This is a genomic window from Baekduia sp. (assembly GCF_035318805.1).
Taxonomy (GTDB): Bacteria; Actinomycetota; Thermoleophilia; order Solirubrobacterales; family Solirubrobacteraceae; genus Baekduia.
On the sequence record NZ_DATHDY010000076.1, the window covers coordinates 1 to 11,262 of the forward strand.

An 11,262-nucleotide genomic window follows, 5' to 3' on the forward strand; every position below is an offset into this window, starting at 1 on the left:
GGCGGCGGTCAAGATCGCCAAGGAGATCGGCTGGCCGCTGGAGCCCTCGCGCTCCGGCTTCCTGCCCGACTCGATGGTCCGGTGGGGCGCGTTCAAGGAGACGATGCCCCAGCTCAAGAAGTTCCTGAGCAAGTACCAGACGGGCCTCGTCTCCAACATCGACGACAAGCTCCTGGGCCAGACGCGCCGCCACATCCCGGCGGACGTCGACCTCGTCGTGACTGCCCAGCAGGTCCGCTCCTACAAGCCCGACCCCGCGCACTTCAACGAGTTCGCCCGGCGCATCGGCGGCAAGAAGGGCTGGGTGCACATCGCGTCCGGCCTGTACACCGACATCGAGCCGGCCACGAAGCTGAAGGTCCCGACGATCTGGGTCAACCGCCGCAAGGAGGAGGTCCCGCCCGGCGGCAAGAAGCCGACGGCAGAAGTCAAGAACCTCCTCGAGGCGGCCAAGCTGCTCGGGCTGTAGGCGGGCCCGGCCCGTGCAGGTCGTCGCCGTCCACCCGGGCGTCATCGTCGCCCGCAGCGCCAAGTGGCAGACGACCAGCACGGTCCTGCACCACGGCGAGGAGACGTTCGTCGTCGACTCGCCGGTGTTCCCGGACGAGCTCGACGCGATGTCCGGCATCCTCGCCCAGGCCGGCTGGGGGCTCTCGGGCCTGCTGGCGACCCACGGCGACTGGGATCACCTGCTGGGACGCCTGGCGTTCCCGGAGGCGTCGATCGGCGTCGCCGAGACGACCGCGGCGCGGCTGCGCGCGGAGCCCGGCGTGGCGCAGCGGCGGCTGCGCGAGGTCGACGAGGACGACTACGTGCAGCGGCCCAAGCCGCTGTCGCTCGGCCAGGTCCAGCCGCTGCCGGTGCCCGGCAAGCTGGAGCTCGGCGGCGAGGAGATCGAGCTGGTCCCGGCCGACGGCCACACCGAGGACGGCATGGCGATCTGGGCGCCGTTCGCGCGCGTCCTGTGTCCGGGGGACTACCTTTCCCCGGTGGAGATCCCGATGCTCAGCGAGGGCGGCAGCGCCGGCGCGTACGTCGCGACGCTCGAGCGGCTGGCGCCGTACGTCGAGCAGGCCGACTGGGTCGTGCCCGGCCACGGCGGGCCGATCGACGGGCAGCGCGCGGCGGCGATCCTGCGCGAGGACCTCGCCTACGTCGAGGGGCTCGCCGCGTCGGGCGACGCGCCGCTGCCGCTCGCCCGCCGCGACCGCGTGCAGAAGGGGATCCACGCCGAGAACATCGGGCGCGTGGCCGGCGCATGACGATCCACCACGTCTCGCTGGAGACGCGCCGCGGCGACCTCGACGCAGAGGTCGCCTTCTGGGCCCTGCTGGGCTTCGCGCAGGTCCAGCCGCCCGGCGAGCTGGGCGAGCGCTCGACCTGGGTCCAGTCCGGCGGGACGCAGATCCACCTGCTCCACGCCGACGAGCCGGTGGTCGCGCCGGACGGGCACGTGGCCGTCGTGTGCCCGGCCTTCGAGGAGACGACGGAGGCGCTGCGGGAGGCGGGCTTTGCGGTCGAGGCGCGGACGCCTTACTGGGGTGCGCCGCGGGCCTTCACCCGGTCGCCTGGTGGGCACAAGGTCGAGGTGATGGCGGCGCCGCCGGGGGAGTTGCCGAGGGTCTAGGGCGTTTCCGCGTTCCGCTCGGGCGCTGGTTGGGGGTGTGGGGCGCTGGTCTGTCGGCAATGACGACGGATCCTTGACGGGGCGCGGGCGCGATCGTTCTTCGCCGGCGCCGGGGGCGGCGGGTGTTCCGCTCGGCGCGTTGATAGGTCCCGCGGGCGTGGTCCGGGGGCAATGACGAGTGCGTGACCGGTGCCTCGGCGCTGGTCGGTCCTCCGCGGGGCGGGAGGTGCCTCGGTGGGCGCGCCGCCAGCGTCGAATGGCGCGTCGCGGGCGTCGATCTGCGCGTCGCGGGCGTCGAGGGACGAATGAATCTCGCTGTACGAGATTCATTCGTCCCTCGAAGGCGTCACTGAGGATCCGGATCGCGCTTGAGGGTCCGTGTCGGTCTGACCCCCATACACGGGGTCAAACCAGCACGGATCGTCGTTCGCGCCCGAACGACCCGCCCCCGGCGACCGCGGAGGACCGGCGGCGCCGGCACCCGGCACGAACCTCCTCGTCATTGCCGACGGGCCACGCCCGCGCCACGACCAGCGCTCGCACGGGGCGCCCCGGCTCGCCGCGCGCCTCGACCAGCGCCCGCACGGCGCTCCAACACCAACCGCCCCTACGCCTCCGGCCCCTCGTCCAGGTGGCGCCGCATGTACAGGTCGCGCGGCGCACCCGGCTCCGACGACGAGCGAAACCCGAACGACTCGTACAGCGCCAGGCCCGCCTCGTTGCCCTCGTTGACGTCGAGCTCCATGCGGCGGCAGCCGCGCTCCAGCGCGCGTTCGGTGGCGAGCTCCAGCAGCGCGCGGGCGACGCCGCGGCCGCGGGCCTCGTCGGCCACGTAGACGTCCTCCACCAGGCAGTCGCCGCCCGCGCGCCAGATGCCGCGGCGGAAGCGCAGCTGGACCACGCCGCTGGGCGGCGAGTCCTCGTCGGCCGCCGCGAGCAGGTACTCGGTGTCGCGCTCCTCGATCAGGCGCTCGACGCCCGCGAGGAACGCGTTGTCCGACGGCCAGTCGTAGCCGAGGTGGTCGCGGAACCTGACGAGCAGCCGTGCGACGATCCGGGCCTCGTGCGGGCCGGCCTTCCAGGCGTGTACGGGCATCAGCTCTCCGCGCGAACGAGCCAGCGGGCGGTCATGTCGGCGACGACGTCCCCGGCGCCGTCGGTGAGCCCGACGGCGATCGAGAACCGCACCTCGCCGTCGCGCTCGAGCTCGGCGAGGAGCTCGTCCGGCGTCGCGGCGAGGACGGCCGTCGCGGTGATGACGGCGCGCGGGATCTTCATGTAGGTGATGTCGGCGCCCTCGGGGAGGGGCTCGAGCGCCTCCAGGCGCTCGACGAACGTCGCGGCCAGCGCGGCGCCCGCCGCGGCCTGCCCGGCCGCGAACAGCGCGCTCGCGTGCTGCGAGCCGACGTGGTTGCGCAGCCCGCTGTCGTCGGGCAGCCGCACGACGGCGCGCCCGATGGCCAGCTCGACCACCTCGAGCCCCAAGTGCTGGTTGAACGGCACGGCCTGCTCCAGGCCGGCGCGCATCGCCTCGAAGTCCATGCTGCGCTCAGCCTACCGGCGAGCCGTCACAGATCCAGCAGCTCGAGGCCGTCGGCGGCGACGGTCACGGCGCCGTGCACCGCCGCGGCCCGCGCCCGCAGGTCGGCCTCGTCGGCCGTCGGCGGCACGTGGATGAGCACGAGGTGCTCGGCACCGGCGTCGACCGCGATCCGGGCGGCGCCGGCCGGCTCGGCGTGGCCGGGAGCCGCGGGCGGTCCCCAGGCGTCGTGGGCGAGGATGCGCGCTCCGCGGGCGAACCCGACGGTGCCCGGGTCGTCCTGGGTATCGGTGCACCACACGAGCGCGTCGCCGAATCGCAGGCCGAGCGTCGGGTCGGTGTGGCGGTCCTGGCGGCGTACGGCCATCCGGACGCCGCCGACCTCGGCCTCGCCGGGCGCGAGCTCGCCGACCGGGATGCCGAGCTCCGGGAGGGTCACCGGCATGATCGGGTGCGTGAAGAGGCGCGCGAGGACGTCGGCCGTGGACGTCGCGTAGAGCGCCGCGCCCGGACCGCGGACCGACACGTCGAGGTCGCCGAGCTCGGTCAGGTAGGCCAGGCCGCACACGTGGTCGAGGTGGAAGTGCGTCAACAGCACCTCCACGCGCGTGCGTCCCTCCAGCAGCGCCCGGTCGGTGATCAGGCGCCGGATGCCCGTGCCCGCGTCGACGACGATCGCGGTGTCGCCGCCGGCCGGCCGGATCAGCAGCGACGAGGTCTCGCGCCGTCCGGTCGGGATGAAGCCGCCGCTGCCCAGGATGGTCGCGGCGCCCTCCATGTCCTACTCGGAGGCCGGAGGAGACTTGATGGAGGCGATGGGCGCGCCCGCCTGGATCGGCTCGCCCTCCTTGATGGACAACTTCTCGATCACGCCCGCCTTGTGCGCGGTGATCTCGTTCTCCATCTTCATCGCCTCGATGATGCAGAGCAGCTGGCCCTCCTCGACCGTCTGACCCTGCTCGACGAGCACCTTCCACATGTTGCCCTGCAGCGGGGAGACCAACTCGTCGGCCCCGCCGCCGCCACTGCTCTTGCGCTCACCGCGCCGCTTCGGCGCCGCGCCGTTGGACGCGCCCGTGGCCACGGCGACACCGCCGGCGGGCGGCGGCCCGATCACCGTGACGTCGAACCGGCGGCCCGAGACCTCGACGGTGTAGGCCTGCTCGACCTTCTCGTCCTCCCCGTCGCCGGCGGGGGAATCCGGCCCACCCACCCCGCCCACCCGGGGGAAGGCCAGCGTCTTCAACCAGTCCTTCTCCTCGACCAGGTCGCGGCAGGTCTCGGCGTTGGCCCACTGGTCGGTCGCGAGCAGGGCGGTGTGGAACGGGATCAGCGTCTTGAGGCCCTCGATCTCGTACTCGCCCAGCGCGCGTAGCATGCGGCGCGTGGCGCTCTCGCGGTCCTTGTCCCAGACGATCAGCTTGGCGACCATCGGGTCGTACATCGGCGAGACCTCGCCGCCCGGCCCGACGCCCGAGTCGACGCGGACGCCCGGGCCGCTCGGCTCCTTGTAGCCGCCGATCTTGCCCGGCGCCGGCGCGAACTTCTTGGACGCGTCCTCGGCGTTGATGCGGCACTCGATCGCGTGGCCGCGGAGGACGACGTCCTCCTGGGCGACCGTGAGCGGCTCGCCGGCGGCGGCGAGGATGCCCTCGCGCACGATGTCGATGCCGGTCGTCATCTCGGTCACGCAGTGCTCGACCTGGACGCGGGTGTTCATCTCCAGGAAGAAGTACTCGCCGTCCTGGAGCATGCCCTCGATCGTGCCGGCGCCGACGTAGTCGACGGCCTTGGCCGCGTCGACGCCGATCTTGCCGATCCGCTCGCGCATCGCCGCGTCGACGGCGGGCGCCGGCGACTCCTCGATCAGCTTCTGGTGGCGGCGCTGCACGGAGCAGTCGCGCTCGCCCAGGTGGATGACGTTGCCGTGGCGGTCGGCGAGGATCTGGACCTCGACGTGGCGCGGGTCGGGCAGGTAGCGCTCCAGGTACACCGTGCCGTCGGAGAAGAACTTCTCGCCCTCGCGGGAGGCGCCCTCGAAGGCGTCCTTGAGCTTGTCCTCGGTCAGCGCCACGCGGAAGCCCTTGCCGCCGCCGCCCGACGCGGCCTTGACCGCGACCGGGAAGCCGATCTCGTCGTTGGCGATCCGCAGCGCGTCCTCGTAGGTGTCGACCGCCTCGGTCGTGCCGGGGACGATCGGGACGCCGGCGGCCTGCATCAGCTCGCGCGCCTTGGTCTTGGACCCCATCGCGTCGATCGCCGACGCGGGCGGGCCGATGAAGACGATCCCCGCCTCCTCGCACGCCCGCGCGAACGCGGCGTTCTCGGCGAGGAAGCCGTAGCCGGGGTGGACGGCCTCGGCGCCGGACTCCCTGACGACCTCGAGGATCTTGTCCACGTTGAGGTAGCTCTCCGCGGCGGTCGGCCCGCCGAGCAGATACGCCTCGTCGGCGCGCTGGACGTGCAACGCGTCGCGATCGATCTCGGAGTAGACGGCGACGGACGCGATCCCCATCTCTTCCAGCGTGCGCATCACGCGGATGGCGATCTCGCCCCGGTTGGCGACCAGAACCTTGGAGAACATGCGGCGCGGAAGGCTACTTCAGTGTCCGTTCCGACGATCCGCCGCCCAAATGGGTGTGTTGGAGGGCGGTTTTCGGGAACGCTTCGCCCAAGGCTTCACCGTCTCTCCTTGCGCCGCAAGGTGCGAGACCGGCCTATAGGGACACCACCTGGGCCAGGGCGGCGGGGGCGGGTCAGAGCGCTCCCGCCGCCCACTCCTGGTGGGCGCGTGGATGTCACACGGTCGCGTCTCGCGCAACATGAGGGTGATGGAGCCTGTGGCTTCGACCTCCGACGGGGACCTGCTGCGCGCCGCCGCGGCGGGCGACGACGTGGCGTTCTCGGTGTTCTACCGCCGGCACCTGGACGGCGTCCTGGCCTTCCTGCGCCGGCGCGTGGCGGACCCGGAGCTGGCGTTCGACCTCGCGGCCGAGACGTTCGCCGCGGTGATCCTGGCGGCGCCGGACTGGCGCGGCGACGGCGAGCCGGCCGCGTGGCTGTACGGGATCGCGCGCAACAAGCTGCGTGAGAGCCTGCGACGGGGCCGCGTCGAGGACGCCGCGCGGAGGCGGCTCGGGCTGGAGCCGGTCGACCTCGACGACGAGGACCTGCGGCGGGTGGAGGAGCGCGCGGGCGCGGGCGCCGGCGATCTGGCGGCGCGCCTGGACGAGCTGCCGGAGCCGACGCGCCGCGCGCTGCTGGCCCGCGTGGTCGACGAGCGCGAATACGCCGAGATCGCCGCCGAGCTGGCGTGCTCGGAGCAGGTCGTGCGCCAGCGGGTCCACCGCGGGCTGCGGATGCTGAGGACCCGGATGGAGGAGGCGCGATGAGCGGCGACGCGTTCGACGAGTTGGAGCGCGGCCTGCGCCGAGCGGTCCGGCGGCAGGCGGGGCTGGAGGAGGCGGCCGCGCCCGCCGTGCGCCGGCGGCGCTTCACGCGGCGCGGCGGGGCGCTGGCACTCGTGGCCGCGCTCGTGGTCGGCGGCGGCGCGGTGGCCGCCACGCGCGCGCTCGACGTCGGCGCGCCCCTGCCCGAGGAGCCCGGCCGGCCCGCTCAGCCGCACGTCGGCGCCGGCGTCGCGCAGGGCGATCCGCGGATCCTGCCGCTGCGGGTGGGCGACCCGTACGGCGGCCCGCCCTGGGCGTTGCGCACGTTCACGTCGTCCCGCGGCGGCTCGTGCGTGCAGGTCGGGCAGATGCTCGACGGGCGCTTCGGCCGGGTGCGCCCGGGCGCCGCCGGCCGGCTGCAGCTGCGCCCGATCTCGGCGACGCCGGGGCGCAACAGCCTGTGCTCGTACGTGTCGCGCCGGGGCTATCCCGTGGTGCGCGGCCTGCGCGCCGTGGAGATCACGGGCGGCAGCTCGGACCCGCGTCGCTGCGGCGGCGCATCGTGTCCGATCACCGCCGTGCGGACCATCCGCTACGGGCTGCTCGGACCGGCGGCCCGCGGCGCGACGTACGTCGGCGCCGACGGCCGTGACGGCGCCTCGATGGCCGTCGACGGTGCGCACGGCGGCGCGTACCTCTTCGTCGTGCGCACCGACCCGGCGCCGTACGTGCGCGCCGAGGCGTGGCAGCGGCAGCTCGGGGAGCGGCTGCAGGCCGAGCGGCGCCGGCTCGAGCGCGAGGGGCTGTCGCGCGAGGAGGCCTTCCGGCGCGCCGGTCCACTCGTCTTCAAGCTCCGGCCGCCCGACGCCGGCACCTCGTCGCGGATCCGCGACGGCGTGCGCGCCCGCTTCGCCGACGGGACGGAGCTGCGCGTGGCGGGGCGAGGACGCACGAGCGCGGCGCTGCCGGGCCTGACCCGGCACCGCAGCGGCACGCCGGCCGCGCCGTCCGCTGGACTGCACGCCCCGCTCCGCGTCGTCCGGCGCGGCGCCGGGGCCCGCGCCGCCTACGTCGTGCGCTTCCCCGCGCCGCGGGCGATCACGCGCGCCGACCACCACTACACGCTGACCGTCACCGGCCCCGACGGCCCCCGCTGCCGGCAGCAGACGCCGGGCGGGGGCAAGGCGACCACCCGCGACCTCGCCCGCGGCGCGACCGTCACCTTCACCGTCGCGCCGGGCTTCGGCGGTTACGGCCGCAGGACCTGGTGCGCCGGCCGCTTCCGGTTGCGCGTCGGGTATTCCTCCGGCTCGGGCCCGTTCGCGGGGCGCTACGTGGGCGCCTTCGCGTTCACGGTCCGGAGCCGGTGAGCGCCGCCTCAGCCGATCTTCTTCAGGAACGGCACCACGGTCTTGATGAAGTCGTTCTTGGACGCCTCGTCGAAGATCGGGTCGCAGTGGCTGTTGGTCGTGCTGCGGTCGACCAGCTTGACCTTGCTGGACGGCACGTGGCCGCGCTGGGCCAGCGCGCGGGCGGCCTTCAGGACGCGGCCCTTGCCGTGGCTCGTCTCGATGGCGTAGATCGGCAGGTGCACGTCGCGCCCGTGCGTGGCGCGCACGCCGAGCACCTTCTGGGCCGGGTTGGCGACGCCGCCGGCCACCGCGCCCGCGTCGATCGTCAGCCGGCGCGGATGAAACCACGCCGTCCCGTCGCTGCCGACGATGCCGTTGAGCGACGCCGCGGCGCGCTGCACCGGCGCCGGGCCGTCGTCGACCCAGCCGCGCGGGTCGCCGGTCGCGGCCGGCACGCCGATGTGCGCCTGCACGAGATCGAGGCTCGCCGGGCCGGTCTTCGCGTCGAGGACGTACCCGAAGCCCGCCTCGTTGGTCACCGGGAACGCCGGCTTCAGCGCCGCCGGGAAGAACGACCATGCCTGGAGCACCGACGGGCCGTTGGGGTCCTTGATCGCGAGCGTCGAGCCGACCGCGGCGAACACGCCGGTCGCCCATGGCAGGCTCGTGCCGGAGAGGTCGAGGAACGGCGAGGTCTTGGCGAGGTCGTTCAGCGAGGTCTGCGCCGCCGCGGACGTGACGGCCGGGGCGTTGCTGCCTCCGTCGATGTAGACCAGGCCCGACAGGTCGCGCGCGCCGGCGCGGCCGTCGAAGTCCCACGTCGCGTAGGCCGTCGTGATGGAACCACCGAGCGAGTGGCCGCCGAGGACGACCTTGCGCCCGCCCTTGCGTGCGCGGGCGACGACGGCGTGGAGATCCTGGACCGCCACGTTCATGCCCCATCCGCGCGCGGCCGCCGTCTCGGCGTCGCTGGGCGGCGCGTAATGGGTGCCTGCGGCGGCGTTGCCGATCCAGCCCAGGTAGTAGTCGAAGAGCTGCTGCAGCGTGGCCTTGCCCTGCAGCGCCTGGTCGAGGACGGAGTGGTCCTCCAGCAGGTTCTCGCGCCGCTCGACGGCCCAGACCTGCCACCCCGGCAGCTGCTTGGCCAGGTCCCGCGCGTCCGGGACGAAGTACCCGGCGCCCGCCGAGGTGCCGGGCACCAGGACCAGCACGTGCTTGGCGCTGCTCGGACCGACCTCGACGACCTTGACCTTGTCGTACTTGGCCGGCGTTCCCGGCGCGTCGTAGCCCGGCACCGTGACGATGCGCTCCGCGGCGCCCGCCGCCGGTGCGCCGACTCCCACCGTGGCGGCCACGACGGCCGCCATCACCCACTTGCGCTTCATGGTCTCTCTCCTGCCGTCGAATGGGACCGGCAGCACCCTAGACGGCGGGGCCAGCGACTCCTAGGAGACCGTGTCGCTATCGCGACTGGGGACCCACCTCCGGCGGCGACGGCTGGCCGTCGTGGGCCTCGGCCTCGCTGGCCGCCTACGGCACCCCTAATCCGCGACCATGCCCCCGGCGACGGTGTCGTTGGTCGCCTCGTCGATGAGGATGAACGCCCCCGTCGTGCGGTTGCGCGTGTAGGGGTCGGCCACGAGCGGGCGGCGCACCCGCAGGCGCACGCGGCCGATGTCGTTGAGCCCGAGCTCGGCGGGTGCCGGTGCACGCTCGAGCGTGTGGACGTCGACCTGGTCGACGATCGAGTCCACGACGGCGTCCACGGTCTGGGTCAGGTGCTTGAGCAGGTAGCGCGAGCCCGGCCGCAGCGGCTTGTCGGCGAACCAGCACACGTCGGCGTCGATCTCTCGCACCGGCTCCGGCGCTCGGTCGACGGCGACGAGCACGTCGCCGCGCGAGGCGTCGACGTCGTCGGCCAGGCGCACGGTCACGCTCTGGGGCGGGAACGCCTCGTCGAGCGGCCCGTCGAGCGTCTCGATCGACGCGACGGTCGACTCGACCCCGGACGGCAGCACCCGCACGCGGTCGCCGGGCCGCAGGACGCCCGAGGCGACCTGGCCGGCGTAGCCGCGGTAGTCGTTGCCCTCGGAGCGGATCACCAGCTGCACCGGGAAGCGCAGGTCGTCGAGGTTGCGGTCGTCGGCCGGGTCGATGGCCTCGAGGTAGCGGAGCAGCGGCTCACCGCCGTACCAGGGCATCGAGGCCGACGGCTCGACCACGTTGTCGCCCTGCAGCGCGCTGATCGGGATGTAGGCGATGTCGCGCGAAGTCAGCTGGCCGCGGAATGCGCAGAAGTCGCGGACGATCTCGTCGAAGCGCTCCTCGGAGTACTCGACGAGGTCCATCTTGTTGACGGCCACGAGCAGATGCGGGATCCCCAGCAGCGAGGCGATGAAGGCGTGTCGCTTGGTCTGCTCGACCACGCCGTGGCGAGCGTCGACCAGGACGATCGCCACGTCGGCCGTCGAGGCGCCGGTGACCATGTTGCGCGTGTACTGCACGTGGCCGGGCGTGTCGGCCAGGATGAAGTCGCGCGCCGGCGTGGCGAAGTAGCGGTAGGCGACGTCGATCGTGATGCCCTGCTCGCGCTCGGCGCGCAGGCCGTCGGTCAGGCGGGACAGGTCGAGCTCGCCGTCGCGCCCGTTGAGGTCGGCGTACTGGTCGGCGAGGATCGCCTTCGAGTCGTGCAGCAGGCGGCCGATGAGCGTCGACTTGCCGTCGTCGACGGAGCCGGCGGTGGCCAGGCGGAGGAGGGTCGTGTTCATGAAATCCTAGAAGTACCCGGCGACCTTGCGGTCTTCCATGGCCGCCTCGGACACGCGGTCGTCGGCGCGGGTCTCGCCGCGCTCGGTGACGTTGGTGGCGGCGATCTCGGCGACGACGAGGTGCGGGATGCCCAGCAGCGACGCGATGAAGGCGTGTCGCTTGGTCTGCTCGACCACGCCGTGGCGCGCGTCGACCAGCACGATGGCGACGTCGGCCGTCGAGGCGCCGGTGACCATGTTGCGCGTGTACTGCACGTGGCCGGGCGTGTCGGCCAGGATGAAGTCGCGCGCGGGCGTGGCGAAGTAGCGGTAGGCCACGTCGATCGTGATGCCCTGCTCGCGCTCGGCGCGCAGGCCGTCGGTCAGGCGAGACAGGTCGAGCTCGCCGTCACGGCCGTTGAGGTCGGCGTATTGGTCGGCGAGGATCGCCTTGGAGTCGTGCAGCAGGCGGCCGATGAGCGTCGACTTGCCGTCGTCGACGGAGCCGGCGGTGGCCAGGCGGAGGAGGGTGGTGTTCATGAAATCCTAGAAGTACCCGGCGACCTTGCGGTCTTCCATCGCCGCCTCGGACACGCGGTCGTCGGCA

General features: G+C 73.4%; 11 protein-coding genes and 1 pseudogene. 5 read left to right on the forward strand and 7 right to left on the reverse strand.

All coding sequences use genetic code 11. The annotated features are described in order from the left end of the window. The 3 genes from VK501_RS17450 to VK501_RS17460 form a co-directional block, all read left to right on the forward strand. Positions 1 to 469, forward strand: a 469-nt coding sequence (locus tag VK501_RS17450; protein WP_324339568.1) for a haloacid dehalogenase, incomplete at its 5' end; no start/stop codon positions are given. Positions 470 to 482: 13 nt separating this feature from the next. Next, positions 483 to 1,262: an MBL fold metallo-hydrolase gene (locus VK501_RS17455; protein ID WP_324339570.1), complete on the forward strand. Its 780-nt coding sequence runs from the start codon at positions 483 to 485 to the stop codon at positions 1,260 to 1,262. Further along, positions 1,259 to 1,627 carry a VOC family protein gene (locus tag VK501_RS17460; protein ID WP_324339572.1) on the forward strand — a complete coding sequence of 123 codons (369 nt, stop codon included), beginning with the start codon at positions 1,259 to 1,261 and terminating at the stop codon, positions 1,625 to 1,627. The genes VK501_RS17455 and VK501_RS17460 overlap by 4 nt, the downstream gene beginning before the upstream one ends. A gap of 607 nt (positions 1,628 to 2,234) precedes the next feature. Here VK501_RS17460 and VK501_RS17465 read toward each other — a convergent pair. From VK501_RS17465 to VK501_RS17480, 4 genes are read right to left on the reverse strand one after another with little or no spacing between them, the layout of a single operon-like run. After that, entirely contained in the window at positions 2,235 to 2,723 is a 489-nt protein-coding gene (locus tag VK501_RS17465) for a GNAT family N-acetyltransferase (RefSeq protein WP_324339574.1), read from the reverse strand. Continuing rightward, positions 2,723 to 3,169, reverse strand: coding sequence for a DUF4442 domain-containing protein (locus tag VK501_RS17470; RefSeq protein ID WP_324339576.1), 447 nt, complete (start codon positions 3,167 to 3,169; stop codon positions 2,723 to 2,725). The genes VK501_RS17465 and VK501_RS17470 overlap by 1 nt, the downstream gene beginning before the upstream one ends. A gap of 26 nt (positions 3,170 to 3,195) precedes the next feature. Continuing rightward, positions 3,196 to 3,945 (reverse strand): MBL fold metallo-hydrolase, encoded by a 750-nt coding sequence (locus VK501_RS17475; RefSeq protein WP_324339578.1) that lies wholly within the window; start codon positions 3,943 to 3,945, stop codon positions 3,196 to 3,198. 3 nt (positions 3,946 to 3,948) lie between these two features. Beyond that, on the reverse strand, positions 3,949 to 5,751 hold the full coding sequence (locus tag VK501_RS17480) for an acetyl-CoA carboxylase biotin carboxylase subunit (protein ID WP_324339580.1): 1,803 nt from the start codon (positions 5,749 to 5,751) through the stop codon (positions 3,949 to 3,951). Positions 5,752 to 6,007: 256 nt separating this feature from the next. Between VK501_RS17480 and VK501_RS17485 the strand changes: the two genes are divergently transcribed. Then, positions 6,008 to 6,559 carry an RNA polymerase sigma factor gene (locus tag VK501_RS17485; protein WP_324339581.1) on the forward strand — a complete coding sequence of 184 codons (552 nt, stop codon included), beginning with the start codon at positions 6,008 to 6,010 and terminating at the stop codon, positions 6,557 to 6,559. Further along, the gene (locus VK501_RS17490; protein WP_324339584.1) at positions 6,556 to 7,926 is read left to right on the forward strand and encodes a hypothetical protein; all 1,371 of its coding nucleotides are present in this window, start codon (positions 6,556 to 6,558) and stop codon (positions 7,924 to 7,926) included. The genes VK501_RS17485 and VK501_RS17490 overlap by 4 nt, the downstream gene beginning before the upstream one ends. Positions 7,927 to 7,934: 8 nt before the next feature. Here the strand turns inward: VK501_RS17490 and VK501_RS17495 are convergent, their stop codons facing one another. From VK501_RS17495 to VK501_RS17505, 3 genes and pseudogenes are all read right to left on the reverse strand, one after another. Then, entirely contained in the window at positions 7,935 to 9,293 is a 1,359-nt protein-coding gene (locus VK501_RS17495; protein ID WP_324339586.1) for a hypothetical protein, read from the reverse strand. Between the two features lie 156 nt (positions 9,294 to 9,449). Continuing rightward, a complete protein-coding gene (locus tag VK501_RS17500; protein WP_324339588.1) occupies positions 9,450 to 10,676 on the reverse strand; it encodes a sulfate adenylyltransferase subunit 1 in 1,227 nt (408 codons plus the stop codon). Between the two features lie 108 nt (positions 10,677 to 10,784). Then, positions 10,785 to 11,195, reverse strand: a pseudogene (locus VK501_RS17505) (GTP-binding protein); the annotation flags it as partial. Positions 11,196 to 11,262: the final 67 nt, after the last annotated feature.

Excerpts from the sequence above, each read along its gene's own strand:
- VK501_RS17460 (WP_324339572.1), top strand. The coding sequence starts at position 1,259 with ATGACGATCCACCACGTCTCGCTGGAGACGCGCCGCGGCGACCTCGAC.
- VK501_RS17465 (WP_324339574.1), bottom strand. The coding sequence starts at position 2,723 with ATGCCCGTACACGCCTGGAAGGCCGGCCCGCACGAGGCCCGGATCGTC.
- VK501_RS17470 (WP_324339576.1), bottom strand. The coding sequence starts at position 3,169 with ATGGACTTCGAGGCGATGCGCGCCGGCCTGGAGCAGGCCGTGCCGTTC.
- VK501_RS17475 (WP_324339578.1), bottom strand. The coding sequence starts at position 3,945 with ATGGAGGGCGCCGCGACCATCCTGGGCAGCGGCGGCTTCATCCCGACC.
- VK501_RS17480 (WP_324339580.1), bottom strand. The coding sequence starts at position 5,751 with ATGTTCTCCAAGGTTCTGGTCGCCAACCGGGGCGAGATCGCCATCCGC.
- VK501_RS17490 (WP_324339584.1), top strand. The coding sequence starts at position 6,556 with ATGAGCGGCGACGCGTTCGACGAGTTGGAGCGCGGCCTGCGCCGAGCG.
- VK501_RS17495 (WP_324339586.1), bottom strand. The coding sequence starts at position 9,293 with ATGAAGCGCAAGTGGGTGATGGCGGCCGTCGTGGCCGCCACGGTGGGA.
- VK501_RS17500 (WP_324339588.1), bottom strand. The coding sequence starts at position 10,676 with ATGAACACGACCCTCCTCCGCCTGGCCACCGCCGGCTCCGTCGACGAC.